We start from the raw sequence: 26352 nt of genomic DNA, 5'->3' as shown, positions 1-26352 counted from the left end.
CTCGACCCGGTCGCGGGCCCAGGCGACTGGCGGACTTCCTCGTTGGGGTGCCGTTAACGAGCGGCGATCCAAGTGGCAAGTAGCTATGTAGTCAATGTGACGGTCGGTCACTGGCTCGGGGTGAGGGCCAAACGAGCAGCGGATAGCGGTAGAAGTGACTCCGCTTCGAGGTTGGCTTATCGGACTTCTGGGCTCTGACGCACCGTCAGGGTGTTGCCGCAGTAAATTACCGGATTTACTGCGGCAGTTGTGCATACCTCTCCGCAATCGAGCATCTGCCCGAATGCGGTTCTGCTGTGCGGACTTGAGGGGAGGGGACTGTCAGTGCCCGACGCCGACCAGGCCAGGCGCCAGCGTGTTTGCCTGGGTCATACCCCCAGGTCCTCCGTCACGGGCAGGCACTCGGCGAGCAGTTCGACGACGTCGCGCCAGGCTCGCTGCGCGTGCTGTGGGTGGTAGCCGACGCCGGGGACCATGGGGTGGTCGACCGGCGGGTGGTGGAAGGCGTGCAAGGCGCCGCCGTAGACCGCGAGGCGCCAGTCGACGCCCGCGGCCTGCATCTCAGCGGTGAACGCGTTCCGTTGCGCGGGCGGCATGATCGGGTCTTCCGACCCGACCCCGGCCCACACCGGGCAGCGAATGCGCGCCGCCTCGCCCGGTCGGCCCGTGGTAGTTGCGTTAACTGTCCCGATCGCGCGCAGGTTGACGCCATCGCGCCCGAGTTCCAGCGCGATGGCGCCCCCGGTGCCGTAGCCGACGGCGGCTATCCGGTCGGGGTCGGTCCGCGGTTCGGTGCGCAACACGTCAAGCGCCGCGTGGCCGATGCCTCGCATCCGGTCGGGGTCGGCGAGCAGCGGCATGCAACGGGCCAGCATCTCCTCGGGGTCGCCCAAATAGCGCCCACCGTGAAGGTCGAAGGCCAGCGCTACATATCCCAGCTCGGCGAGAGCATCGGCCCTGCAGCGCTCGACGTCGCTGAGCCCCATGCCCTCTGGTCCGAGCAGCACCGCGGGCCGGCGGTCGACACCGGCCGGGAGCGCGAGGTGCCCGATCATCGTAAAATCGTCGGCCGGATACTCGACCGTACGCGTCGTAATCGTTGTCATGAGTCTGGACTGTAGTGATCGTCGAGCCCGGTCCGGCCGGTGTTCTGCCGCTGGCAGAACAGCCCGGGTATCCCAAATACGGCGAGGTGAGGTTCCCCCGGCGTGCGGGAGGTGCTGATCAGCTGGTCAGGGCGGGTTGACGGGGTTTCAGGTTCGTTCGTTCGGCCGTTGCCTGGTCGGCGTAGTGCTTCTCCTCGAAATCGATCGGACTGAGGTAGCCGAGCCGTTTCTGGATGCGCCGGGAGTTATAGAACCCATCGATGTACTCGAACAGCGCCAGGTTCGTCTCGGCCCGGGTGGCGAAGACGCGGCCGCGGATGCACTCCGTCTTGGTGATCATCCACAGGTTCTCCGCGAGGGCGTTGTCGTACGAGTCTCCGACCGAGCCCATGGACGCCTGAACTCCCGATCGCAGCAGGCGAGTTGTTAGCCTGATCGACGTATATTGACAGCCGTGATCCGCGAGACGAATGCCCAGGTAGTCGTAGGTCTCACGGTCGAAGACGAAGGTGAAGGTCAGGTGGGGGTACGACACCCTGACCCCGTGCCGGCCCAGAGCGTCGACCTCGTCCTCGTCCACCTTGATGCGTGGCAGTTTCGCCAGGGCCTCGAAAGCGGCGGCCTGCAGGCCGGGCGGCATGACCCGCGGCCCCTGCATGAGCAGACATGCCTCCACGAACACCATCCTGTCGGGGTCGGGCGCGGGCCCGCCGGCCTTGCCCCCCTTCGCCCCGGACGGCTCGACGACCTCGACGCGCCCGCGGCCGAGCCACCTGAGGAGCTCGTCGGGGTCGGTCGGCCACTTCTGCAGCTTCGCGTATTCATTGGGCGGCCACTGCACCTCGTGCTCGCCCAGCGGGGGATCGTTGTGGATCTTGCCGTGCTCCTGCCGGCGCGAGGGCCTGGAGCCGTCCACCGACAGCCAGCTCTCGTCCGTCCACGTCCTGGTCTTCCCGCCCTTCACGGGGGTTCGCGTGATGTAGGTCTTGGTGTAGAAGTACTGGTCTTTCCGCGGGATCGGCAGGCCGGCACCAGTGGACCGCGTCCTGTCCGCGGCCTTGTGCAGCACCTGCGCCGCGCTGAGGGTGGTCATCCTCGGGGAACGGGGGTCCCCGCCGTCCGCCGAGACCACCAGTACGGTTCCCGCCACTGCCGCAGCGACCGTCGCGGCCACCGCGACACGGAAAACCGTCCGCCTGGGCAGAGCGAGAGCGCCCCCGTTATGTTTTTCGCGGTCCTGCAAGAGGGCCGCTGGCCTCCGGGCCCGGCATGACTGTGTCCCCCTGTCGAACGGATGACCTGGGGGGTGGTGTCACCGGGCCCGGGAGGTGCCGTCGGAGACGCTGATGAGAGGTCCGGCCGCTGCCCGGTCCGGCGCAATGCCGGACAGCTCGCGGGCAGCAGGTCTGCATAACGTGGATGCGCGCGTACGACACCACTGCCGAGGCCGGCGCCGTCAACTCGTATGGAGAGGTGCGATGTTCGACACCGAAGACGTGGGCGTGTTCCTCGGCCTGGACGTCGGTAAGAGTGCTCACCACGGCCATGGACTCACCCCGGCCGGGAAGAAGGTCTTCGACAAGCAGCTGCCCAACAGCGAGCCGAAGCTGCGGGCCGTGTTCGAGAAACTGACCGCGAAGTTCGGCACCGTTCTGGTGATCGTGGACCAGCCCGCCTCCATCGGCGCTCTCCCGCTGGCCGTGGCCCGGGACGCGGGCTGCCAGGTCGCCTACCTGCCCGGCCTGGCGATGCGCCGGATCGCCGACCTGTATCCGGGCAAGGCGAAGACCGACGCGCGTGACGCGGCGGTGATCGCGGACGCGGCCCGCACCCTGCCGCACACCCTGCGCTCTCTGGAACTGACCGACGAGATCACCGCCGAACTGACCGTCCTGGTGGGCTTCGATCAGGACCTCGCCGCCGAGGCCACCCGCACATCCAACCGGATACGCGGCCTGCTCACCCAGTTCCACCCCAGCCTCGAACGCGTCCTGGGACCACGCCTGGACCACCAGGCCGTCACCTGGCTGCTCGAACGCCACGGATCCCCGGCCGCACTGCGAAAGGCCGGACGCCGCCGCCTCGTCGAACTCATCCGGCCCAAGGCCCCACGCATGGCCACCCGGCTGATCGACGACGTCTTCGACGCACTCGACGAGCAGACCGTCGTCGTGCCAGGGACCGGCACCCTCGACATCGTTGTGCCCTCCCTGGCCCGCTCGCTCGCGGCCGTCCAGGAACAGCGCCGGGCCCTGGAAGCCCAGATCAACACCCTTTTGGAGGCTCACCCTCTTTCCCCGGTCCTGACGTCGATGCCCGGCGTCGGAGTCAGGACCGCCGCAGTCCTGCTGGTCACCGTCGGCGACGGCACCAACTTCCCCACCGCCGCCCACCTCGCTTCCTACGCCGGCCTCGCCCCCACCACGAAATCCTCCGGCACATCGATCCACGGCGAGCACGCACCCCGAGGCGGAAACCGGCAGCTCAAACGCGCCATGTTCCTCTCCGCCTTCGCCTGCATGAACGCCGATCCCGCCTCCCGCGCCTACTACGACAAGCAACGCGCCCGCGGCAAAACCCACACCCAGGCCCTCCTCCGCCTCGCCCGCCAACGCACCAGCGTCCTGTTCGCCATGCTCCGAGACGGCACCTTCTACGAATCCCGAACCCCCACCATCACCCTCGCCGCATAACCAAGACACACAGCACAAATGCGGCAGCACCGCCTTGACGAAGAACATAGAGGCACCCCCCTGCGGCTCTCCCGGCCGATGGCGGTCATCAGCCGGGTGCGGGCGGCGGCACGGGCCTCGGCGGTCAGGGGAGGCGTGTCCGCCTCCAACTCCTTCACGGAGGTGAGGTCATCCATGATCGGGCTCCTCCTGGAACTCTTGCAGGGCTGTGGGATCGGACCCGCCCAATGCGTCGCGCAGTCTCCTTCGAGCCCGGTGCAGCCGTGAGCGGACGGTGCCCACCGGCACCCCCAGGGCCTCCGCGGCCTCCACGTAGTCGAGATCACCCCAGGCGATCACCAGCAGCACGTCCCGATAGCGGGGCGGCAGCTTGGCGATGCAGCCCGCCAGCGCACCTCGGGCGCTCTCGGCGGTGACCCGGTCGGCCACCCGCTCGGCCATCGGCTCGCCGCCTCCCTCGTCCGGGACGCCGGCGGCGACCCGCGCCAGCGCCCGGAGATGGCGCGCCTCGGCCCTCCGGTGCTCACCGACGAGATTGGTGACGATCCCGTACAGCCACGGGCGCGCCTGAGCCCTCGACAGGTCGTAGCGGCGCCGTCGCTGGAAGGCGATCACGAAGGTCTCCGCCATCAGATCGTCCGCCACGTCGGCACCCAGCCGCCGGGCCGCGTACTGGTGGATGTCGTCGGCGTAGCGGTCGAACAGCACGGCGAAGGCATCGGGCTCGTCCCAGGACCGTTCGATCACCGAGGCGTCGGAGTCCAACCGCTCGTCCGTGCCCTCGGCACGGTGGACTCCGACGCTCGGTGAAACGGTCATCGGTCGCCTCTTAGGCTCATATTTTTCCCTCGAAGACGCGGGCATGGTCACCCGCTGTTCGCCGATGGCCCGATTCGAGTACCCGTTCCTGTGCGCGCAGGGCCCGCTCGTGTGCCGGCACCCGACGCGGCGGCGCATTGGTCCCCTCCGTCACCCGGCGGTCGCAGTTGCCGGAGGCAGGAGATGCCCGTGCACGGCCGCCCAGGCGAGGGAAGGGCACTGTCACGTTGTTGGGTGGGCGTCTGACGGCGTGACAGGGTGTGGTGCGGCCGGGTTCCGGCTGTGTGTTCAGGGTGTGGTGGGCAGGCCGGTGGCGCCGGTGATCTGCTCCCAGATGGTGAAGCGGACGGTCATTTCCGCGCAGTAGTCGGGTGCGGCCATGAGGTGGCGGCGGGGTCGGAAGTGGGGTGAGATGCCGCTGAACGCGGACAGGAAGCGTTGTGCTCCGCCGGCGGAGCGGAAGCCTCTCATCGCGCGTTCACGCTGTCTGGTGGGCTGGTGACTGTTCTCGGCCCGGTTGTTCAGGCCCTTGTGGGAGCGATGCTCGACGGAGGGCATGACCTCGCGGTGAGCGGCACCGTAGGAGCGAAGCTTGTCCGTGACGACCACCCACGGTACCGCACCGGTCTTCTTCATCAGCCTGCGAAAGAAGCGCCTGGCCGCGGCCTTGTCCCGCTTCCCCTGGACGAGGATGCCGAGCACGTTGCCGTCCTGGTCGACGGCCCGCCACAGGTACTTCCGCTCGCCGTTGATCTTGATGAAGACCTCGTCCAGATGCCCTTTTGTCCCCGGGCCGGGGCCGTCGGCGGCGCAGTCCGTCGGCGTAGGCCTGCCCGAACTTCACACACCACCGGCGGACCGTCTCGTACGAGACGGTGACACCGCGCCGGAGCACCAGCTCCTCCACCTCACGGAAGCTGAGCGGAAAGCGGAAGTACAGCCACACGCAGGGGGGAGATGACCTCGACCGGGTACCGGTGCCCCTTATACGACGGCAACGCGCTCACCACGGACGATCCCCCTCCAGCATGATCAACGTCGAGGATCCTCCCACGCCGCCCGCCAACGCGACAGTGCCCTCCCGACCCCAAGGCAGGCCCAGCTATGGGAACTTGGGGAGTTACCCGCCCTCGCGGCGGGAGCAGTCGGCCGCGTAGGGGTTTCGGGAGGCACTGCCGATGGCCCGGCCCTCCTCGACACCACCCTGTGCAAGCAGTGAGCGCACAGGTCGGCCCGGCTATGCGGTGTTTCCGTCTCCGCGCGGGTCGCCGGTTGCCGTGCGGGCGGTGACCAGCCCCGATTCGTAGGCCGCGATGACCGCCTGGGCACGGTCACGGACGTCGAGCTTGCAGAAGATGCTGGTGATGTAGTTCTTGACTGTGGAGACGCTGATGTGCAGGTCGTGGGCGATCTCGGCGTTGTCGAGACCGGTGGCCATCAGACGCCACACCTCGACCTCCCGGGGTGTGAGTTCGCCCAGGTCGGTGGGGAGTGGCCGCGACGCGCCGTGAGGGGCCCGTACGTAGGTGGAGATCAGCCGGGTGAGCAGACGCGGCGCGACGACGGCCTCCCCTGCGTGGACGGTGCGGATCGCCGCGCTCAGGTCCTCCGGCGAGCTGTCCTTGGGCAGGAACCCGCAGGCTCCGGCGCGCAGGGCACCCACGACGTACTCGTCCATGTCGAAGGTGCTGAGGGCCAGGACCCGGCAGCCGGGCACGGTAGCGGCGAGTTCCCCGGTCGCGCCGACACCGTCGAGGACGGGCATCCGGATGTCCATCACCACGATGTCGGGGCGCAGCCGGCGGGCGAGGGCGACAGCCTGCGCGCCGTCCTCGGCCTCTCCCACGACCTCGAAGGACGGGTCGGGGGAGAGGATCAGTGACAGGCCGCGCCGGACCAGCGGCTGGTCGTCCGCGATCAGCACTCTGATCCTCGATGTGTTCGGCCGGGTCCTGGTCATCGGTGTGCCCCCTCGTGCTGAACGGCTGCTTCGGCCGCCTCGTCCGTGGTCAGCGGCAGGTCGGCAACCACCGCGAACCCACCGTCGGCCTGCGGGCCGACGGCGAGGGTGCCGCCGTGCAGGGCGACGCGCTCGCGCATGCCGATCAGGCCGTAACCGCCCGAACCCACCGACGACGCCCCCTCCTGCGGCGGTGTGCTCCCACCTTCGTCCCGCACTTCGACGGTGACCCGATCCTGGCCATACGTCAGCCGTACGGACGCGTGGGCGGTCCCCGCGTATTTGCGGGCGTTGGTGAGGGCTTCCTGGGTGACCCTGAACACCGTGAGGCCGACGGTCGGCGGCAGTGGGCGCTGCGGCCCGTGGACGCTGAACTCGGTCGGCAGTCCGGCAAGGCGGGATTCGGCCACCAGACGGTCGAGGTCGTCGACGCCCGGCTGGGGCTGCGACGGCGCGGACTCCGGTTCGTCACCGGCCCGCAGCACATCGAGGAGTTGGCGCATCTCGCGCAGGGCGAGCCGCCCGGAGGATTCCAGGGTGACCAGGGCGTCCCGGACCACCTCCGGTCGGGCGAGGTTGGCCCGGGCTCCGCCGGCCATCAGCTGCATGGTGGTGATGTGGTGGGCCACGATGTCGTGCAGCTCCCGTGCGATGCGGCGGCGTTCGTCGGCCACCGCACGGTCGGCGAGCAGTCTGCGGTTCGCCGCCACCTCCCGCTGCCAGCGGTTGACCGCCATGGCGGTGCCGACGACGATCAGGGCGGAGAGGGGCGTGAAAGCGGCGTCCTGCCAGGGCGGAATCCGGCCATGGCTCTGGCTCAGCAACGTCAGCGACACCGTCGCGACGGCCGCGATCGCTGTCACCCGGCCGGTGCAGGCCCTGGCGACTGAGTACAGGGCGACCAGCAGGACGGCACCGAAGTGTCTGGGCAGCGGCGCGGTCAGGGTGGCTGTCGTGTCGAGTGCCAGTACGGCAGCGAGCGCCACCACCGGGTGACTGCGCCGGACGAGCAGCGGCAGGGCTGCCAGCGCGACGAGGAGGAACCCGGCCACGCTCACGGCGTATCGGCCGCCGGGGTCGTCGAAGAACACGTAACTGAGCAGGTTCATCGCGCAGGCCCCGCCGGTCACGAGCGCGTCGTTGCGGGACCACGGCGGCCCGGCGCTGTCGATGTGCAGCGGCTCCCGGGCATCGCCGGGCCCGATGTGTCGGCGCCTGCGCATGTCTGTTCTCCCTGTGTCCGGCCCTACGGCCTCCGGTACAGAGTTGCACAGCAGCTGCAGCTCGCGGCCCGCGACCAGGATGGGGACCAGGACCTGGGTCCTGGTCCCTGGCCGGGGCAGGACCCAGGGCCCCGGCCAGGATCATCCGCTGCCAGGACGCTTCCCGGCCCCTCGGGGTGATGGTCTGGATACCGGCCGGGAGCCCCCGGCAGACGTCCGCATGCAAGTCCGTCCGCCGGAGGACATCGTGATCCGCGCCCTGACCGGATACTCCACCAGACACCCGTGGAAAGTCATCGCCCTCTGGGCGGTGCTGGGTGTCGTGCTGAGCGCCTTGGCCCCGACACTGATCGGCCGCGTCACCCAGAACCAGACCGGGGATTTCCTGCCCAAGAGCTACGACTCGGCCGCCGCCCTGGAGATCGCCGAGGAACAGTTCGGGGTGAACCCCGACGCCACCACCGTGACGATGCTGGTCGCCCGGTCCGACGGCAAGGCTCTCGGCGCCGCCGACCAGAAGCGGGTCGAGGCCGAGGCGGCGAAGCTGGCGCAGCGCCGGGTGATCATGCCCAGGGAGGACGACAGGCCGAAATTCCTGGTCCCGGACCGCTCCCAGACACCCCGGATAGCCCCGGCGATGGTGGCACCCGACCGGAGTTTTGAACTGCTCTCCGTCGAGCTGATCGGGAACCGTACGGACAAGGGGGTCCAGGGCGTCTACCGGGCCTTCCGGGACGCCGCCCGGACGCAGTTCTCCGAGGCGGGGATGCGTACCGGCTTCACCGGAAGGCTCGCTGACACCGTCGACACCACCGATTCCCACGAGACCGCCGCGAAGGTCGGGGGCGCCCTCCTCATGGGGCTCATCCTGCTGATCAACGTACTGGTGTTCCGCAGCGTGCTGGCGGCCCTGCTGCCGCTGGTCGCGGTCGCCATGATCATCGGCGTGGCGGGGGGAGCCGTCGCGGGTGCCGCGATACTCACCGGGCGCAAGCTCGACGCGGGCACTCCTGATCTGATCAGCGTGGTCCTGCTCGGCATCGGTATCGACTACCTGCTGTTCCTGCTGTTCCGCTTCCGCGAGCAACTGCGCGCCCGGCCGGAGCAGTCCGCCCGCGAGGCGGCCGGGCAGGTCTCGGGACGGGTGGGCACCGCGATCACCTCGGCGGCGCTGACCATCGTGGCCGGGTTCGCCACGCTGGGCGTGGCCACCTTCGGCCAGTTCCGCTCGCTGGGCCCCGCCATCGCCATCGCGGTCCTGGTGATGCTGCTCGGCAGCCTCACCCTGCTGCCGGCGCTGCTCGCGGCCGCCGGGCGCAAGATGTTCTGGCCCTCCAAGGCCCTTGGCCACAAGCCCGGCGAGGGCCGTGCCGCCCGCTTCGCGGCGCAGGTCGCACGACGACCGATGACGATGACGTTCGCCTCCGTCGCCCTGCTTGCCGCGCTTGCCGCCGGACTGATCGGGATCCGCATGGACTACGGCCAGGGCAACGCCGCTGCCAAGACCCCTGCGGCGGCCACCGAGACCGAGATATCCCGTGCGCTGCCGGCCGGAGTGTCGGACCCGACGAGCGTCTTCGTCACCGCCACTGATGGCGGCACCCTCACCGCAGGCCGGCTCGACGGCCTCTCCCGTGCTCTCACCCAGGTCAAGGGCGTGGGCCAGGTCGCACCAACCGTCCTGAACAAGGACCACCGCGCCGCCCGGATCGACCTCTACCCGACCGCGGACCCGCAGAGCCAGCAGGCCCGCGACCTGGCCTCCGGACCCGTACGGGCAGCGGTCGCCCAGCACACACCCGCCGGAACGACGGCACACGTGGGCGGAACGGCGGCGATCTACGCCGACATCTCCACCGCCGTCGACCACGACCTGAAGATCGTGTTCCCGGTCGCGGCCGTACTGATCGCGCTGATCCTCCTGCTGCTCCTGCGCAGCCTGCTCGCACCGGTGATCCTGATGCTCTCCGTCGGGCTCGGCTTCGCCGCCACCCTCGGCGCCGCCACCCTGCTCTTCCAGCACGTCCTCGGCAAGCCGGGCGTCAACTTCTCCCTCCCGCTCGTGCTGTTTCTGTTCGTCGTGGCACTGGGCACCGACTACAACATCCTGATCAGCGACCGGATCCGGGAGGAAATGCAGCGACCGGGCCCGGCCCGCGCCGCCGTGGCCCGCGCGGCGCAGCACACGACACCGGCCATCGCGACCGCAGGCCTGGTCCTTGCCGGCTCCTTCGCTACCCTCGCCACGACCCCGGGCAACGAGCAGATCGCCTTCGCAACGACGCTCGGAATCCTGCTCTCCGCGCTCGTCCTCTCGCTGGTGCTGGTCCCCGCCCTCACCGCACTCCTCGGACGGAGCATCTGGTGGCCGGTCCGCCCACGGCCCACCAAGCGCAGCCACCCGCAGCACCGTGCGAACACACCTGCCCCGGAACCCGACCGGGTCATGATGGCGGACTGACCGAACGGCTCAGGTGACCCGTGAGCACCTCACCTGTCCGGCACGGCCTCGTATGGTTGAGCGCGCGCACCCGTGACAGCCACCAGATGTTTCAAGAGCCGTCAGAAACACCCTGGAAGCCCACTGGAAATCGCGCCCGGCCCAGACAGGTTCGCCCCGATCGATATTCATCCGCACTGTGCTGCTGCGGGCCCCCGAACCCGGACACTGGGTCAGAAAGTCGCTCGAGGGCCCGCTCAAGATGGGTGTGGCTTCTCTTGAAGGAAGTTCCTGATCAAGGAATGTGTGCTGCTCACCTGGGCTGAAGCCCGGCTTGCTTGGAGCAGGTCCGGTCGTTGGCAGGTAGCCGGCCGGTGGCCAGGTACTGGTTGACCTTGTTGTCGACGCATGCGTTCTCGTACAGTCCGTAGATCGCGTGCCGGTTCGCACCCTTGAGGGTGATCAGCTTGGAGCTCGGCAACAAGCCGTGCAGGCCAACGGCACCCTTGTGGGCGGTGCGGGTGTCGCCGGTGGCGGACACGATCAGCGCCTTGGTGTCGTGCTTCACCTGGGTGGGCTTCTCGCGGGGCCGGTCCCAGAAGGCGCACGGGCCGATGTTGTTGGCCAGCGCGCCGAAGCGCGGGTACGCGGCGCGGCTGCGCTCGATGGCCCGCCAGTAGACCTCGGGGTCGCGCGGGGCCGCCACGTCCCCGCAGATGACCGCGGACTGCACACTGCCGTGGTGTGACTGCTCGCCGGTCAGTGCGAACCGCAGCAGCCCGGCGAACTGCGGTGACAGCCGGGTCGGCTGCCCGGCCACGGCCTCGTTCAGCACGGACACCTGCTCGCCGAGGGCCGCGCGGGACGCGTCGGTGTCGCTGTCGAGGCCGGCGAGCAGAAGGAACGGGGTCTGGGTGTCGTCAAGTTGGAAGGCATCCGGGGCGCTGCCGACGGTCAGCGGTGCGCGCGCGGATGCCCTGATGACGCGGTCGATGGTGGCAAGGACCTGGGCGCGGGTGCGGCCGAGGCCGTAGGTGTCATTGCGGACGGCAGCCCAAGAGGCCCAGTCGGCGAGCGCCTGCTCGTTCTCACCGACGACCTCCCGGAGCAGCCGGGGGCCGAACTTGCGTGGGTCGATGGCGCCGTCCAGGACCATGCGGTCGGTGCGGTCGGGGAACATCTGGGTGTACACGGTGCCCAGGTAGGTGCCGTACGAGTAGCCGAAGTAGGAGATCTTCTTCTCGCCGAGCGCGCCGCGGATGACGTCCATGTCGCGAGCCGTGTTGCGGGTGCTGACGTGCGGCAGCACGGAGGCGTTGGTGGCCCGGCACTTGGCGGCCAGATCCTTCTGGAGGGCGACCTGGCGCTCGAAGCTCGCCCGGCTGAGACCGGCCGAGAAGAGATTGGTGCCGACGGACCAGCCGCAGTCCAGCGGGGTGCTGCGGCCGACGAAGCGCGGGTCGAAGCCGACGACGTCGTAACGCGGGCCGACCTTCTTCATCCACGCGTGGAATTCCGGCGGGGATTCGAGGGCGGTGCCGCCGGGGCCGCCGTTGTTGAGCAGGATCGAGCCGATGCGGTGGCGGGTGTCAGTGGCCTTGAGCCGGGATATCGCGACCGTGATCGTACGGCCCCGGGGGTCGGCGTAGTCAAGCGGCACAGTGACGTCCGCGCACTGCACGCCGGCCTTGTCCAGATCACGGCCCATGGTGTCGCCCGAGCTCTTGGCGCAACTGCCCCAGCCCAGGCGCTGATCGTAATAATGGTCGAGCCGGGCCTCGGACTTCGACATGGTGGGGGCCGGCGCGGCCGCGGCGGTGGGGACCGCGCCGAGGCAGGCGGCGAGGGCGAGGCCCACGGCCGAGGTGCGGCGCACGACGGGGCTGGAGGTGATCACGAAGCTTCCTTGGGGCGCTGGGTGTTGTGGTCGGAAGTGCCAGTCGTATGCGCTGCGTCCGCCGTGGGTACGGCAACCGCCACCACGCCCGACGGGACAGCCGACACCGCTGCAGACCGGGCCGGTCGGTGCCCGTCGAAGGGGGATCTCTTTGCCCCGTTCCGTATATGTTCCACACCGTAGACGCTATGCGCAGCAGTAGCCCCACTCACTACGGCTGTCCCCCCAATCCCGGTGCGGCCATCCCCAGTAACGGATCGTCCACGGCCCTGCATTGAGACCGCGACAACAGCTCAACACCCCGGCGGGCATTGTCAACTTGTTGGTGTGCGGTTACTTGAGGGTGTGCGGGGGTGTGCTGGGCTTGGTTTCCGCCTCTGGTTCACCCGAACCTCAGGGCGAGTTGATCACGAACCTCACTCGGTATGCGCATACCAGACCAACGCGCCAGAGCCCCCAAAGCAACGCGTTGATTCTTTACAAGCCCTCGGCGGGGCCCAGTGGTTCCTGGCCGCGTTCAGCGGCATCTCACCCCACTTCCGACCACGCCGCCACCTGATGACCGCCACCCAATACCGCACCGAGATGACCACCCGCTTCGCCATCTGGGACGAGATCGCCGGCGCCACCGACCAGCCCATCGCAGCGTAAGCCAGGCCCCCACCCGACCCCTACACACCCTGACGCGCCCTCAATCGATCAACACCGCACCAACGTGACAACGCCCGTCCCAGGCATCGCCGCCGTCGTGCTCCGGGGCAGCGGCGGTGAGCTACCCTCCGCGCATGCGTGAACAGTTCACCGGCTGGCCGGAGCAGGCCATGGACGTGTTGTGGCAGCTCCAGGGCGAACCGACCCGCGCGACTCGCGAGCGCTACCGCGCGGACCGCGAACGCCTGGTCCGGCAGCCGATGATCGCCCTGCTCAACGAGGTCGCGGACGCCGACCACCGGTACGAGGACTTCTCCGTCTGGCACTACCGCACCAACTCCTGGTGGTGGCAGCACCAGGGCGCGGTGATCCGACTCGGCCGCAAGATCGAGATCGGTCTCCGGTTCTCCCTGGACGGCCTGCGGATCCAAGGCGCCTGGTGGTACCCCGATCCCGGCCAGGTGGACATGTTCCGTAAAGCCGTGGCCTCCGAGGGAAGCGGCCACGAACTGTGCGCCATCGTCGAGGACGTGCGGAAGAAGGGCTACGACATCTCCGGGGACGTGATGAAACGCCCGCCGCGCGGCTATCCGACGGACCACTCCCGTACGAACCTGCTGCGCCACCGTTCGCTGATCGCCGCCCGTCCCCTCGGCTGCGAGGAGTGGCTGCACACCCCCGAGGCGGTCGACCGGGTCCTCTCAGCCGCCGCTGACCTGGACGCCCTGCTGATGTGGCTGGTCCGCCACGTGAAGCGCGCCGCCTGACATCACCTCGGCCACTGACGGCTGCGAGGCGGGCAGCGACAGTCGGCCCAGTGACTTCTCTACTTCAGAGTTGGGCGCGTGCTGAGCAGCTCGATGCCGCGCGGACGGTCGACGCCCTTCATACCCAGACCGGTGTCCGCTTGCTCTGGACGGCCCCTGCCCAGGCGGGCAAGTAGGTGCAGCCTATGTGCGCTGGCCAGACGATCACCGCTTCGTCCCACCACATAGCCAGGCGGCGGGCATGCAGGCAGGACCACTCGCCGATACCGAAGCGTTACGTCTCGACGCTGTCCTCAAAACGCTGCCCGAGGACATTCTGCGGCCCGCATGGGCTCACATGAGCCTTCGATTAGACCACCAGACACTTCACCCCAGCGGACGTGGAGCACTGGCTGGACCTCGCCGAACAACGCGTAGGCTGAAGGCTCCTGAGGAAATGACACGATCGTGAGACAGCACCTTCCGGTCAAGTCGTGAGACAACCGGAGAAACCACAGTTCACGGCACCGCTATATGTCACGAGCGGCGAGACCGCTGGACATGGCTCGTGAGCGCGGCCCACACCCAGCTTCGTCTCGCCCGACCGCTCGCCGCCGACCTCCGCCGTCCCTGGGAAAGGGCCGCTGCACCGGGACGCCTCACCCCGGCGCGAGTCCGGCGAGGGGGACAGCGTGACGTCCAGCCGCCACGGAATCGGCCTCTACCGGCGCGTATGACGGCCCTACGTCACGCTCCGCAGCGTCTACCAGCGCATCCCGAGCTGATCGAGGTCCGCACGGCGCTGCTCGGGCAGCTTCGCGGTGCGTTCGCGGACGTTGTCGAGCCACGTCCCGAGCTTGACCACCACGGGCCCGTCAGCGCCGCCCTGACGGCCCGACAGCACGTCCTCGGTCTCCAGGTGCTCGACGTGCTTCCGGGGGACTCGCAGGTGCCCTTCACGGGAGTGGAACTGTCGTGCTGCCGTGAGGTTGAGGGCCCATATGGTGTCCTGCGTCCGTTTCACAGGCCGCTCCTCTTCCCCAGCCGGTGTGACCTTGAGGGTGTTCTCCAGCAGCCACTGCTGTACCGGCAGCAGCTGCTCCCACCCGAACCGCTGCGCGTTCACCCACCGTCCGAGGTCCTCGCCCTGGACCACGACGTCGCCCGCAGCCTCCGGGAGCGTACCGCCGGCCTGGACGTGGTTCTGGACGAGCCGGTAGCAGCGCTGCCACGCGGTGTCCCAGGCCGGGCACCACCCCGGGTCGATCGCGTCCAGTTCATCCTGCCGCGCCTCGGTCATCGCCCCGGCCGCCGACCGCACGGGGAGGCCGGCCGCGCGCAGCTCCTCGTTCTCCCGCGCCCTACGCGCCGCCGCGCGGGCGTTCTTCGCCCCCACCCCGATCGGATGCCCCCCCACACACCGCGGTGGTCGGAGGGAGGAAGTGGCCGTGGGTGGCGGCGTACTCGCGGGCGGCGGCGAGCCCGGCGAGCAGACGAGCGCAACCAACTCCTCGCGACTGCGGATCTCATCGTCTGGTGCTGGGGCTCCGGGCAGACACCCTGCTGTCCGCATTCGCGGTGGCCGACCCCACGCAGGACAAGGTCAACTTGACCCGTTGGCCGCATGAGGTGCCTTTCCCCGTGATGGCCGTGGGAAAGGCAGCTTCCCGTAGGGTCGGCGCCGACGTGATGAGTACAAGTGCAAGTACCGGTATGACGCGTCAGCGGATCCGGTGTCCGGCTGTCGTGGACCGGGCCCGGGAGGTCGTGGAGGGCTACGAGAGTGGAGTCATGCTGCGCCAGGTCATGTACCGCCTGGCCTCCGAGGCGGTGCTGCCGCACACTCCGTCGATGTACCGGCACCCGTCCACCTCGCTCGGCCCGCCGCGAGGACTGCTTCCCGGACCTGATCGTCACCTTGCGCGGGGTCCACGTCCCGCCGGCCGTGGGCCGGCGGGCCGCGATCCAACTCCCGTTTCAGCCCGGCGAACTGAGTCTCACTGAGCTGATCGGTTCAGCGCAGGACCGCCGCCCAGGACTCCGGGGAGAGGTCGGCGCCGGTGAGTACCGTGGGGGTTGGTGTAGCCGACAGAGCCGCTGACGGGGCTGTGGCGTACGCCGGGCACAGAGAGCCGATGACGTAGCGGTTGAGGGCGTCGTCGATCGGGCTCGACTCGAAGCCGGTGCCGTCCGCGTCGATCCGTTGGTACTTCATCAGATTCCAGCCTGCGGCCACCTGGCGCCTGCCGTCTGGACTGGCCAGCGCGATGGTGCCGGCACCGAACACCGCGCCGTCGTGGCCCCAGAAGCGGCCGCAGCCGGGGATGTCGACGGCGTACAGGCCGAGGCCGTAGTCCATGCCGTTCACCGACACCGTGCGCTGCATCTCCTTGAGTGCCGCTGGGCCGATCAGCCGGCCGGTCAGCAGGGCGCGGTAGAAGTGGTTCAGGTCGCCGGTGGTGGAGACGACTGCGCCCGCCGTGTAGGCCCAGGACATGTCGTAGACGCTGTAGTCGCGGGGCGGGTCGATCAGGCCGTAGAAGTTCTCGTACATCCGGGCGTGCGGGCCTTGGATGTCGGGGCTGCTCGGGTAGGAGGTGTGGTGCAGTCCGGCGCGGTCGATGACGTGCTGGGTGATGTACGTCTCTGGGTTCTGGCCCGTGACCTTGGCGAGGAGCAGGCCGGCGATGATGTAGTTGGTGTTGGAGTAGTGGCCGGGCTGGGCCCCGGGCGTTCCGGTGGCCGGGGCCGTGAGCCCCAGACGGACCAGTTCCTGAGGGCTGACGAAGCGGAAGCGCTCCTCGTCGAGGCTGGCCGTCGAGCCGCGCGCCAGGGACGGGAAGGCGCCGGTGATGTAGTCGCCGATGCCGCTGGTGTGGTTCAGTAACATCCGGACGGTGATCTGGCGGCCGCGCTGCCCGGGTATCAGGTCCGGCAGGTAGTCGCCGATGGGGGCGTTCAGGCGGATACGGCCGCGTTCGACCTGTTGGAGCACGGCGACCGCGGCGAAGGTCTTGCTGATGCTGCCCACTCGCTGTCGCATCCCCGGCTTCACTGGGCGGCCCGTGTCCACGTCGGCGACCCCTGAGGCGCCGGTCCAGCTCTGGGCGCCGTCGCGGACGCTGGAGTAGACGCCGTACATGCCCGCCTCGTGGACGGCGAGCAGGGAGCTGCCGAGCGCTGCCGGGTCCAGGGCCTTCCCGGGCGGGGACGACGGCGCGGACGCGGCGGCCGCACTGGGTCTGGCACCGGCTGAGGCCACGGGTGCGGCAGCGGTCAGTAACAGGGTGGTGGCGATGACGGTTCCGGTTATCCGGAGGAGGCGCAAGGGGAGTCCCTTCCTTCGTGTCCGAATATATCCAGGTCATCCTGATCGATCATGTTCGTGATGGCGTCCTTCCTGGGGACGAGTTGTCGCCGGATCTCCTCCTTGTTGTCAAAGATGGCTCCGGCCTCTCCGGAAGGCGCGATCGGGCCGGACCCGCGGCGGTGTATCCGGGCACGGCGCCCGAAGCGGTTCAGTCGGCACACGGGTGCTGCTCGTATAGCAAGGCGGAGGAGTCGGTTCGGCGCCGGGGCGGCTCGCCGTTGCTGCACTCGCGGACCGGCGAGGTACGAGGTCCTTGGTCCGCCACAGAGGTGCCCAGGGGCGGCACGGTCGGTGTCTCTGGTGCTGCCCTTGAGGTATCGCCCCCCGGGGCGGGCCCGGCGCCGGGTGCCGGGTGAGGGAACCGGGCGGTGCTCGCGGCGGTCGGGTGCGCTGTCCAGCATCCGGCTCAGGGCGCTGGCGCTCATGTAGGAGGTCGTCACTTCACGATGACCTTGCCCTTCTCCATCGAGATGTGGCCGGGGAAGGTGCAGAAGAACGAGTAGTTGCCGCCGGCCTCCAGCTTCGCGGTGCCGACGGCGGCGGAGGCCTTTCTCCGGGGCGCCAGTCATCTTGGTGGCGCGGTGATCGCGGTGTTGTCTTCTCCTTGCCGGCGCCGACCGGTGTTCCTGACTAGTAGTCAGGTACGGGCTTCTTGAGCTGGGTTCGTGAAACCCAATGCCGTTTCATGGAACCGAATCGCTGAGACAGAACCTGGACACTCGCGAGATCATTTCAGGATCGACGCGCCCCTAGTGTCGTCGGTGTCAGCAGGAAACACCGCAACCGAAAGCCGCTGGAGATCATGATGCGCTCGCGTCTCGCCGCCCGTCTCGTCCTTGCCGCCGCGGCCGTGACGGCCCTCGCGGCCACCACCACCGCCTGCGACCCCGACGACGTCGCGGACACCGGCAGCCCTGCGGCACCCTCCGCCGTCGCCTCCACCGGCAGCGGCGGGAGCGACAGCTCCTCCAGCGACAGCCCTTCCACCGGCAGCTCCAGCTCCCGCGGCTCCACCGTCAAGACCGACTCCGGCGACGGCGGGAAGAGCGCCTACGGGCAGTCCTGCGGCACCAACGACCTGGACTTCACGGTCACCTGGGAGGCTCAGCCCATCAGCTACTACCTCGTCACCGCCAAGGCCAAGTCCGGTATGACCTGCTATCTGGACGTCAACACCCCCAGCGTCTCCTTCGGCTCCAACGCCGACGGCGTTGCCTCCCCCGTCGGGCAGGGCGGCGAAGACCCCATCAAGCTCTCCGGCTCTGCCGTCGCGTACACCGGTATCAACCCCAAGACCACCGACGGCGAAGGCGGCACGGAGTTCGGGAACGTCATCATCGCCACCACCGAGGACGACCCCAACCCCGCCGAGCTCGAACTTCCCGACATGGCCACCGTGGACAAGCCCATCGTCACCAACTGGTCCACCAAGCGCAACGAGACCATCCCCCGCATCATCTGATCAACCGGCTTCCAGCGCCTGGAACACGAACTCCCGCGAAGTCTTCCTCCCCACGTGGGTGAAAGGTTCCACCAAGGCCTTGGCGGAGATCACTGTCGTGCCCACCGCCTCGGAGACCTTGCTCGTCCAACGGCAGCATCCTCCTCTACCAGCGCATGCCGAGCTGGTCGAGGTCGGCCCGGCGCTGTTCGGTGAGCCTGTCGGCGCGTTTGCGGACGTTGTCGAGCCACATGCCGAGCTTGACCACCACGACCCCTTCAGCGCCGCCCTGACGACCTCCCGGGCCCTCTTCCATCTCCAAGTGCTCGGCGTGCTTGCGAGGTACCCGCAAGTGCCCCTCACGGCCATGGAACTGCCGTGCGGCCGTGAGGTTGAGTGCCCACATATCGTCTTGCGTGCGCCGTACCGGCCGCTCTGCCTCTTCGGCGGGTTCGATCCCGAGGACGTTCTCCAGCAGCCACTGCTGCGCGGGCAGGAGCTGCTCCCACCCGAGCCGCTGCGCCGCGACCCACCTCCCGAGGTCCTCGCCCTGCACGATCACCTTGCCGACCACCACCGGCAAGACCCCGCCGTCCTGGAGAAGGTTCTGGACGAGGCGGAAGCACCGTTGCCACCCCGTGTCCCATACCGGGCACCATCCCGGGTCGATCTCTTCCAGCGCCGCGCGCCGCGCCTCGGTCAAGGCACCCGCACTGGAAGGGACGAGGAGGCCGGCGTCCCGCCGCCGCGCGTTTGTGTCTGCTGCCCGGGCGGCGTATCGCTGGTTCTTGGCCCAGGCCCCGACCGGATACCCGTCCCAGACCGCGGTCGCGGGTGGCAGCAGGTGACCGTGCACGGCCGCCCAGGCGCGGGCGGCTGTGAGGCCTTCCTCGAACGCGACGTCCTGGTGCGACCACACCATGCCCAGCCCATCGAGCTGTTCCACCCACCCCGCATCCAGGCGCCCTGCCTTGTGGGATTTCCGCTGGTCGGCGAGCCAGGTCCCCAGGGGGGAACCCGGCCGGCGCCCAGGTATCGGGGGTGACGTAGTCGTACGGCACCCGCAACTGCCCTGCCCCGGTCTCCTTCACATACCGCACGCATGCCTGGATGCCCCGGCGCCAGAACGTGTTCTCGGGCTCGATGACCCGCAGCTTCACGAACTGCGCCAGCAACGCCGGATCCCTGGGTGTGCTGAACTTCAGCAGCTCCCGCGCGGGCGCACTCGGCTTCCGTTCACCAGTCGGCTCCACTATCTCGCCTTCCGCGCCCTCCTCAGGCCCCCAACTGCCGCTGCGGATACGGGGATCAGCGAGGCTCTCGATCGTTTCGGTGTCGTGCGCCCGCAGCGCTCCGAGGATCTTCGCGAGGGTTCCGTATGCCGGTGAGGTCAGCATTTCGTCCGCGCTTTCCCCCGGAGCAAGGAATACCGGAACGACCAGAGAAGCAATCTTTCCTTCACCGGGCTTGATTCGCAGGGCGCGTCCGGCCATTTGCACGATATCGATCATCGACCCTCGCGAATCGCAGAATGCGACGGAATCATAATTCGCTGTATCGACGCCCTCGCCCAGCACCTTCACCGAGCTGAGCACCCGCAACGCCGCCGGCACCAGGCTCTTCCCCGACCGCCGCTCACCCTTGCCGCGCCCGCCACCCCTGCCATCCCCGGTGCGCCTCCCGACGCCACCCTCGACCAGCTGCGCCTGACCCTGGACCTGGCCCTGGGCCTGGGCCTGGTTTGTGATGGTGTCGGAGGCGAATTCCTCCAGGACGGCGCGTCCGTGGGCGGGTGAGTGTTCGCCGTACAGCCAGTCCGCCCATACCCGCCCCGGCTCCGGGTAGTGTCGCGGATCGTCTTCCCACAGCTTCCTGGCCGCGTCGACGACGCCTGCGGCCATGGCTTCGGCTTCACTGACCCGGCTGTGGAACGTCAACACCTTCCGCAGGCTCTCCTCGGCGGCCGCGGTCACCAGACCGGTCTGCAACGCCGCGAGCCGTGCTCCGCGTGCGGCGTCTGATCCGAGCCCGGCTTCCTGGCGCAGTTGGTGGAACTCGGGGTCGCTGATGTCGACGCACACCACCTGATACGGCGCTGTCACCACCGAAGCCGAAACGCGTCGAACCGGCTCACACCCTCGAGCACTCGCTCAACCTGACAAAGCCGTCGCGCCAGCTGCCGGGCGGACTCACCCGCCGCGATACCTCGGGATATCTCCTCGCGCTCGCTGCTGGTCAGATGGAGCTCTGACCGCTGCTGCGGAGCGAGGCGAACCCCGCCGCTCTGGTACAGAAACCGGGCGGACATGGTGCATCGGCGCACCAAGCGCCCGCCCCATCAAGCTGAACGACTGCCCCTCGCGCCAGCGTCGCCAGATCTCATCCTGTTGAGCCGGCGAGAACCCGTAGTCACGCACCTGTGCCTCCACGACCACGTGATCACCCGGGGGGGGTGGTGCGTTGATCACTTGAGAGTGCCTTCGTTTGTGGAGTAGTGGTCGGGGCAGAGGTGAACCAGCGACCGGGCGATACCCGGTTCCCATGCTGTACTCAGCTTTGAGGCGATCGGAGAGTGAGTGACCAGATGATCGAGCGTTCCCACCGCTCGGTGGCAGCGAGCCCGCCGTCCTGTGCCGATCCTGTCTTCGCCGAGGCGATGGATGCACGCCTGTGGAGGTGAGCGCGTGAGTTCTGAGGGGTTTCAGCACGTCAAAGTCGGCGACATCGATATTGCCTACGTTGAGTCCGGCCAGGGTGAACCGCTGGTTCTGTTGCATGGCGGGGAGAGCCATAGGGGGCAGTTTGATGCCTTCCGCCCCCTGTTAGGCGCTGGAATCCTGGCCATCAGCTTCGACCAGCGTGACACCGGCGACACACTCAACGGGCCCGAGCCGTACGACATCGTTCGGCAAGCCGCTGACTGCGCCGACTTCCTTGCCGCGCTGGGATTTGAGCGCGCGCATGTTATGGGAGTGTCGTACGGCGGAGCGATCGCCATGCACCTGGCGATCCACTACCCCCAGCGGGTCGCGTCTCTCATACTGTCAGGCGCCACCCCGAGCTGGACCATGACCGAGAGCCTTGGTGACCGCATCGCCGCCATGGGGCCGGACGCGCGGGCGCAGTTCGTGCTGGACCTGCTCCTCACACCCGAGGGGCAGGCGAACGACCCGCAGCTCGTCGCCGACGCCAAGCGCGCCCTGCAGGGGCGTCCCGTAGACGCCGACGCACGCCGCATGACAGCGATTCAGAACCACGACTGCACTGCCCGGCTGCATGAAATCACGGCTCCTACTCTCGTGCTGCATGGCGCGGAGGACCCCATCGTCCGCGCTCAGGTCGCCGAACTCATGGCATCGGAGATCTCTGGCGCACGTCTGGTGATCCTGCCGCGTACTCGGCACGGCATCACCATCGAGGCCCGTGAGCAGGCCGCACGCCTGGCGCGCGACTTCGTGCTGAGCCATGCCGTGGGTACAGTCAGCACCGGAAACGGAGGCTAACAGGAGCGGTCACTGCGCGGTCGGACGTCGTTGCGGTTGGCGGAAGCCGAGTTGGCGCTGTATCGGCCTTGCGAGGCCTCCCGACGTGCCTCACGGAGCACGGACCATTCGGCGAAGGGGCGGATGACCCGGCGGCGGGAAGGGGCGGATGCCCCGGCGGCGGGCCGCCCGCAGGTGAGCCTGTGGGGCTCGTAAAGTCATTGCTGCTGGTCAGCACCCGCCTCCAGGGTTGTTGGTGGGGACTTGTAATGCTGCTCTGATGATCGTGTCCCTGCTCTACCGCACCGCCTGCGCGCTGTTGTCCGTCCCCGCGGTCCTACTGTGCCGAGACACTGCCAAGGATGCCGAACTGCGGCACGAGAATGCCATCCTGCGCAGGCATGTGAGGGGCAGGGTGCGCTATGAGCCGGCCGATCGATTCTGGCTCGCCGTCCTCAGCTCGCTGATACCGCGTGGCCGCTGGGCCGCCGCCTTCTCCGTCACCCCCGGCACTTTGCTGGCCTGGCACCGCAAACTGATCGCCAGGAAGTGGGACTACCGCGGCTCTCGCACCGGACGGCCGCCGACGGCGGCCGCGCTCAAGAGTCTCGTGCTGCGCCTGGCCGATGAAAGTCCCCGCTGGGGTCACCGCCGCATCCAGGGCGAACCGGCCCGACTCGGGCACCCCATCGCGGCCTCCACGGTCTGGGAGATCCTGCACGCAGCAGGCATCGACCCGGCCCTGCGCCGCTCCGGCCTCACCTGGCGCGACTTCCTCACGGCGCAGGCTCAGGGGATCCTTGCCGCGGACTTCTTCCCTATCGACACGGCCCGGGGCAAACGCCTGTACGCGATGGCGTTCATCGAGCACGGCACCCGGAGACTGCACATCACCGGGGTGACCGCGCACCCCACCGCGCAGTGGGCGGTACAACAGGCCCGGAACATCGCTGCCGACCTCGGCGAGCGGGGCGCCGTGCCACGGTTCCTGCTACGCGACCGCGACAGCAAGTACACCGACGCCTTCGATGCCGTCTTCACCGCCCAGGACACGGAGGTGCTACTCAGCGCGCCCCGGGCACCGCGCATGAACGCGCATTGCGAACGCGTGATCGGCACCATCCGCCGCGAAGCCCTTGACCACGTCCTGATCCTGGGCGAGAGCCACGCCAGGAAGGTCCTGACCGACTACCAGGACCACTACAACGGACACCGGCCGCACCGATCCCGGCAACAGCTACCGCCCAGCGCGACCGAGCAGCCCGCAATCGTGCACGACCTCGACGACCGAAGCCTGTTCCGCACCAGGGCCCTCGGCGGCCTCATCAACGAGTATCGATACGCCGCGTGACCTGCAACGACGACTTTTCGAGCCCCACAGGTTCACTCGTCGCTGCCGTGCGCGTCAGCCAGATGGACCTGCGGCCCGGCCAGACCGACCGCTTGCCACCGCTGGCCTCGCGGTTCAAGAGCTCGGGAACAGGGGCCCACCCGCCATGAGGCCACCGTCTGCCAGGAGAATGTGCCCGGTGACGTAGCTCGCCTTGTCCGAACCCAGGAACTGGACGACCTCGGCGATCTCCTCCGGGGTACCCGCCCGGTGCATGGGCAGCACCGAATCGACCGCGGCACGAGCCGTGTCGTCGCCGGTGAACCGCTCGTACATAGCGGTCCGGGTGTAGCCGGGCGCGACCGCGTTCACCCGGATGCCGTGAGCGGCGCCTTCGAGCGCGGCCGCCTTGGTGATACCGACGACGGCGTGCTTGCTCCCGACGTACAAGGTCGCCCCGGGATAACCCATCAGGCCGAAGTTGGAGCTGACGTTGACGATGCTGCCGCCGCCCTGTTCCCTCATGACCCGGAACTCGTGCTTCAGGCACAGCAGCGTTCCCTTGACGTTGGTATCGAAGGTGGCCTGGTAAGCCTCGTCGGTCACCTCGGTGACAGGGCCGGGTGTTCCCTCGGTGCCGGCGTTGTTGAAGGCAACATCGATCTGCCCGAACCGTGCCACCGCACGGTCGACGAGGTCCTTCACATCGGCGTCGAAGCGGACGTCGGCACGCACGAACTCGGCCGGGGCGCCGAGGTCGGAGAGCTCCCCGGCAAACTGCTCACCCACGTCCTCCTGGCGGCCGGAGACCACAAGGTTCGCACCTTGACGGGCGTAAGCGAAGGCGGTGGCGCGGCCGATACCGGTAAGCGCGCCCGTGATGAGGACAACGGGATCAGACACGTCAAGGATCCTTCCTGCAACCACCCGGGTGAACGACGGGCAAGCGGTTCGGAACCCGCACGACACCGGGTTCCTCTTCAGGCCGGGGCGTATCCCCCAGTACGCCCGCAAAGAAGGTGTCCCAGCCGGCAGGAAGCCGCATCGGACCCGACCGCCGCATCCATCGAACGGCGGCAATCCATGACCCGTATGGCCCACGGACGGCAACCAGAACCCGCTCGCGGGGCAATCCTCCGAGTTTTAGCTTCAAGTTGTCATCAAAATTGACTATCAAGTCTGACGACCAATGGCGCTGTGGTTCATTCCCAAAGGAGCGGAAGATGATCGAGCGCAGCAAGTTCCTTGAGTCGATCACTCGAGAGAACGCCGCCGTGGTGCTGGTCGACCACCAGGTGGGCCTTCTGTCCGGCGTGCGGGACATCCCGGTCGGCGAGCTGAAGCACAACGTGGTGGCGCTGGCACGGGCGGCGACCGTGCTGGGCATCCCGCTGGTCGCCACGACCACCGCGGCCGACAGCATGTGGGGGCCGACCATCCCCGAGCTGGTCCAGGCGCTGCCCGACGGACAGAAGATCATCGACCGGAGTACGGTCAACGCCTGGCACGACGACCGGGTTCGCGAGGCCATCGAGGCCACCGGGCGACAGAAGCTGATCTTGGCCGGGGTGTCCCTGGAGGTGTGCGCGGCACTGCCCGCGATCTCCGCGACGGCCGCCGGGTACGACGCGTACATCGCCGTGGACGCTTCCGGCACCTTCAGCCAGGCCAAGCGGGAGGCCGGACTGCTGCGCATGCAGCAGGCGGGCGTCGTCGTCGGCGACTACGCCACCTTCATGGTCGAGGCCCTGGCCGACAACGCGCGCCCCGAGGCCGGTGACCTCTACGCTGCCCTCGACATGCCGTTCGCCGTCCTGGTCGGCCAGATCTCCGCGGCCTACCAGGCATAGAGGCCCACCGGCCGACCGGTCGTCGGCGGCCGTGCCCACGGCGCATCGAGGACGCGGCCGCCCGCACCGTCACCACCACCCACGACCGGATCACCGCGATGCTGTCCGACGCGCAGACACGCGCCTTGCAGACCACCGCCGGTGCCGACAAGGAAGCCGCCCCCAGCGCGCGGAGAGGCCGACCGGCTCCTGGCCGACGCCCGCGGCCACGCCGAACGCCTCGTCTCCGGCGCCCGCGGCCAGGTCGCCGAACTCACCGCCCTGGCCGCCCAGGACCGCGAGGCGACCAGCACGGCCGTCACCGAACTGTGCGGCCTGGCTGAGGACGACCTGACCGAGATCAGCACCCTGGTCAAGAAGCGCCGCGAGGAAGCCGGAGCGATTCTCGCCCGACGCCCTCGACAACACCACCCCCATTGCCCGGGTGACGACCGCGCCGACTCGTTCCAGGGTCCACAGGTCGGCCTCGAAACCATGAGCCTGGGCACCTTGCTCCAACGCAGCCCGGACCGTCTCGACCTGGGTGTCGTCCAGCTTGGGTGGGCGTCCGGTGGCTGCCCGAGACTTGTCCCGTAACAGGGTGGCGCCCGTACCGATCCCGGATCGGACCATGTCAGTGCCTGGTGACAGGATCCGAGGGTGCTGATCAAGGGATACGACGACGGCCCGCTGGTGGCGGGCGAGTCGCTGCTGGCCCGCCGGGGCTTCTGGTCGAACTACCTTTTGGCGATGTGCAGTGACGGGGCATGTGCCGAGCGGCCGGCTCCGGAGTGGTTCGGCGATGACGGCGCCGATGCCGATGCCATGTCCGAGGTCCTCTTCGATCCCGAACGCTGGCCGGCGTTCCGAGTGCCGGCCGAAGAGGGTCCCGGAGCTGTGGTGATCTACCGCAACCTGGTCAAACGCAGTGAGCCGATCACCTTCCAGGCCGTCCAGCGCGAGGCCGGTGTTTCCCACGCCTTCCTCTATAGCCACCCCGACCTGCGAGGACGCATCGAACGACTCCGGGCCCAAGCCCGTCTTGCCCCCGCACCGGCCTCTCCGGCCGACGAGCAAAGCACCCTCGTCCTCGCGCTGACCGGCCAGATCACCCGCCTCAAGAAGCGGCACCGAGAAGAAGTACAGGCACTGCGGGACGCGCTCGAACAGGCCCACGGCGAGAACCTCGACCTCCGCCGCGAAGTGGCGGTTCGACGAGCGGGAAGTGCGGCAGGCCGCCCGGGCTCTTGTCCAGGTGAAGTGGAATCCTGACGATCTGGTGGATGCCCGGCTGTTCACCGGCCAGGAGGAGTGGCCCGACTGGCGTGCGATCGCCGGCGGCACGATGCCCAGCAATGCTCTCAG

Annotated in this window: 22 protein-coding genes and 4 pseudogenes; 10 read left to right on the top strand and 16 right to left on the bottom strand. The window is 68.7% G+C overall.

What is annotated here, in order from left to right:
• Window positions 1–368 precede the first annotated feature (368 nt).
• The 3 genes and pseudogenes from OG520_RS39390 to OG520_RS39380 all read right to left on the bottom strand — a co-directional run.
• Window positions 369–1106, bottom strand: a complete 738-nt coding sequence (locus tag OG520_RS39390) for a dienelactone hydrolase family protein (RefSeq protein ID WP_406016353.1) — start codon at window positions 1104–1106, stop codon at window positions 369–371.
• Window positions 1107–1224: 118 nt separating this feature from the next.
• The gene (locus OG520_RS39385; protein WP_406016673.1) at window positions 1225–1446 is read right to left on the bottom strand and encodes an IS3 family transposase; all 222 of its coding nucleotides are present in this window, start codon (window positions 1444–1446) and stop codon (window positions 1225–1227) included.
• Window positions 1447–1590: 144 nt separating this feature from the next.
• Window positions 1591–2361: pseudogene (locus tag OG520_RS39380) on the bottom strand (CU044_5270 family protein); the annotation flags it as partial.
• Window positions 2362–2584: 223 nt separating this feature from the next.
• Between OG520_RS39380 and OG520_RS39375 the strand changes: the two are divergent.
• The gene (locus OG520_RS39375) at window positions 2585–3799 is read left to right on the top strand and encodes an IS110 family transposase (protein ID WP_331748053.1); all 1215 of its coding nucleotides are present in this window, start codon (window positions 2585–2587) and stop codon (window positions 3797–3799) included.
• Between the two features lie 168 nt (window positions 3800–3967).
• On the opposite strand, the gene OG520_RS39370 is transcribed toward OG520_RS39375, so the two are convergent.
• The 4 genes and pseudogenes from OG520_RS39370 to OG520_RS39355 form a co-directional block, all read right to left on the bottom strand.
• Window positions 3968–4618, bottom strand: coding sequence for an RNA polymerase sigma factor (locus tag OG520_RS39370; RefSeq protein WP_406016352.1), 651 nt, complete (start codon window positions 4616–4618; stop codon window positions 3968–3970).
• 288 nt (window positions 4619–4906) lie between these two features.
• Window positions 4907–5606 (bottom strand): annotated as a pseudogene (locus OG520_RS39365) (IS6 family transposase).
• Window positions 5607–5855: 249 nt separating this feature from the next.
• Window positions 5856–6578 carry a response regulator gene (locus OG520_RS39360; protein ID WP_406016351.1) on the bottom strand — a complete coding sequence of 241 codons (723 nt, stop codon included), beginning with the start codon at window positions 6576–6578 and terminating at the stop codon, window positions 5856–5858.
• Window positions 6575–7801, bottom strand: a complete 1227-nt coding sequence (locus OG520_RS39355; RefSeq protein WP_406016350.1) for a sensor histidine kinase — start codon at window positions 7799–7801, stop codon at window positions 6575–6577. Before OG520_RS39355 ends, OG520_RS39360 begins: the two co-directional genes overlap by 4 nt.
• Before the next feature lie 220 nt (window positions 7802–8021).
• On the opposite strand from OG520_RS39355, the gene OG520_RS39350 reads away from it, so the two are divergent.
• The gene (locus tag OG520_RS39350) at window positions 8022–10262 is read left to right on the top strand and encodes an MMPL family transporter (RefSeq protein WP_406016349.1); all 2241 of its coding nucleotides are present in this window, start codon (window positions 8022–8024) and stop codon (window positions 10260–10262) included.
• A 292-nt stretch (window positions 10263–10554) separates the two neighbouring features.
• Here the strand turns inward: OG520_RS39350 and OG520_RS39345 are convergent, their stop codons facing one another.
• Window positions 10555–12138 carry an alpha/beta fold hydrolase gene (locus OG520_RS39345; protein ID WP_406016348.1) on the bottom strand — a complete coding sequence of 528 codons (1584 nt, stop codon included), beginning with the start codon at window positions 12136–12138 and terminating at the stop codon, window positions 10555–10557.
• A 785-nt stretch (window positions 12139–12923) separates the two neighbouring features.
• Here OG520_RS39345 and OG520_RS39340 point away from each other — a divergent pair.
• Window positions 12924–13556 carry a DUF2461 family protein gene (locus tag OG520_RS39340; RefSeq protein WP_406016347.1) on the top strand — a complete coding sequence of 211 codons (633 nt, stop codon included), beginning with the start codon at window positions 12924–12926 and terminating at the stop codon, window positions 13554–13556.
• A 742-nt stretch (window positions 13557–14298) separates the two neighbouring features.
• Here OG520_RS39340 and OG520_RS39335 read toward each other — a convergent pair.
• From OG520_RS39335 to OG520_RS39325, 3 genes are all read right to left on the bottom strand, one after another.
• Complete coding sequence (locus OG520_RS39335) at window positions 14299–14952, bottom strand: helicase associated domain-containing protein (protein WP_406016346.1); 654 nt, start codon at window positions 14950–14952, stop codon at window positions 14299–14301.
• Between the two features lie 597 nt (window positions 14953–15549).
• Window positions 15550–16863 (bottom strand): serine hydrolase domain-containing protein, encoded by a 1314-nt coding sequence (locus OG520_RS39330; protein ID WP_406016345.1) that lies wholly within the window; start codon window positions 16861–16863, stop codon window positions 15550–15552.
• A gap of 478 nt (window positions 16864–17341) precedes the next feature.
• Window positions 17342–17425, bottom strand: a complete 84-nt coding sequence (locus OG520_RS39325; protein WP_406016672.1) for a hypothetical protein — start codon at window positions 17423–17425, stop codon at window positions 17342–17344.
• A gap of 285 nt (window positions 17426–17710) precedes the next feature.
• Here OG520_RS39325 and OG520_RS39320 point away from each other — a divergent pair, with 285 nt between their 5' ends.
• Window positions 17711–18367: a hypothetical protein gene (locus OG520_RS39320; RefSeq protein WP_406016671.1), complete on the top strand. Its 657-nt coding sequence runs from the start codon at window positions 17711–17713 to the stop codon at window positions 18365–18367.
• A 145-nt stretch (window positions 18368–18512) separates the two neighbouring features.
• Here the strand turns inward: OG520_RS39320 and OG520_RS39315 are convergent, their stop codons facing one another.
• From OG520_RS39315 to OG520_RS39305, 3 genes and pseudogenes are all read right to left on the bottom strand, one after another.
• On the bottom strand, window positions 18513–19292 hold the full coding sequence (locus OG520_RS39315) for a helicase associated domain-containing protein (protein WP_406016344.1): 780 nt from the start codon (window positions 19290–19292) through the stop codon (window positions 18513–18515).
• Between the two features lie 18 nt (window positions 19293–19310).
• Window positions 19311–19355, bottom strand: a pseudogene (locus tag OG520_RS39310) (hypothetical protein); the annotation flags it as partial.
• A 517-nt stretch (window positions 19356–19872) separates the two neighbouring features.
• A pseudogene (locus OG520_RS39305) lies at window positions 19873–20247 on the bottom strand (hypothetical protein); the annotation flags it as partial.
• Between OG520_RS39305 and OG520_RS39300 the strand changes: the two are divergent.
• The gene (locus tag OG520_RS39300) at window positions 20246–20434 is read left to right on the top strand and encodes a hypothetical protein (RefSeq protein WP_406016343.1); all 189 of its coding nucleotides are present in this window, start codon (window positions 20246–20248) and stop codon (window positions 20432–20434) included. The pseudogene OG520_RS39305 and the gene OG520_RS39300 sit on opposite strands and share 2 nt — an antisense overlap.
• Before the next feature lie 10 nt (window positions 20435–20444).
• Here OG520_RS39300 and OG520_RS39295 read toward each other — a convergent pair whose 3' ends face one another.
• A complete protein-coding gene (locus OG520_RS39295) occupies window positions 20445–20654 on the bottom strand; it encodes a helix-turn-helix domain-containing protein (protein ID WP_406016342.1) in 210 nt (69 codons plus the stop codon).
• Between the two features lie 376 nt (window positions 20655–21030).
• Here OG520_RS39295 and OG520_RS39290 point away from each other — a divergent pair, with 376 nt between their 5' ends.
• Window positions 21031–21849: an alpha/beta fold hydrolase gene (locus OG520_RS39290; RefSeq protein ID WP_406016341.1), complete on the top strand. Its 819-nt coding sequence runs from the start codon at window positions 21031–21033 to the stop codon at window positions 21847–21849.
• A gap of 259 nt (window positions 21850–22108) precedes the next feature.
• Window positions 22109–23179, top strand: coding sequence for an integrase core domain-containing protein (locus tag OG520_RS39285; RefSeq protein ID WP_406016340.1), 1071 nt, complete (start codon window positions 22109–22111; stop codon window positions 23177–23179).
• A 114-nt stretch (window positions 23180–23293) separates the two neighbouring features.
• Here the strand turns inward: OG520_RS39285 and OG520_RS39280 are convergent, their stop codons facing one another.
• Window positions 23294–24061 (bottom strand): SDR family NAD(P)-dependent oxidoreductase, encoded by a 768-nt coding sequence (locus OG520_RS39280; protein WP_399336823.1) that lies wholly within the window; start codon window positions 24059–24061, stop codon window positions 23294–23296.
• Between the two features lie 320 nt (window positions 24062–24381).
• Here OG520_RS39280 and OG520_RS39275 point away from each other — a divergent pair, with 320 nt between their 5' ends.
• From OG520_RS39275 to OG520_RS39265, 3 genes are all read left to right on the top strand, one after another.
• Window positions 24382–25008, top strand: coding sequence for an isochorismatase family protein (locus OG520_RS39275; RefSeq protein ID WP_406016339.1), 627 nt, complete (start codon window positions 24382–24384; stop codon window positions 25006–25008).
• A gap of 141 nt (window positions 25009–25149) precedes the next feature.
• On the top strand, window positions 25150–25584 hold the full coding sequence (locus OG520_RS39270; RefSeq protein WP_406016338.1) for a hypothetical protein: 435 nt from the start codon (window positions 25150–25152) through the stop codon (window positions 25582–25584).
• Between the two features lie 96 nt (window positions 25585–25680).
• Window positions 25681–26259 carry a DUF6262 family protein gene (locus OG520_RS39265; RefSeq protein ID WP_406016337.1) on the top strand — a complete coding sequence of 193 codons (579 nt, stop codon included), beginning with the start codon at window positions 25681–25683 and terminating at the stop codon, window positions 26257–26259.
• The last annotated feature ends 93 nt before the right edge of the window (window positions 26260–26352 follow it).

This window comes from Streptomyces sp. NBC_00984 (assembly GCF_045162475.1).
In the GTDB taxonomy this organism is placed as follows: Bacteria; Actinomycetota; Actinomycetes; order Streptomycetales; family Streptomycetaceae; genus Streptomyces.
The sequence above is the reverse complement of the archived record's forward strand: the minus strand, read 5'-3'. Positions and strand labels throughout refer to the sequence as shown.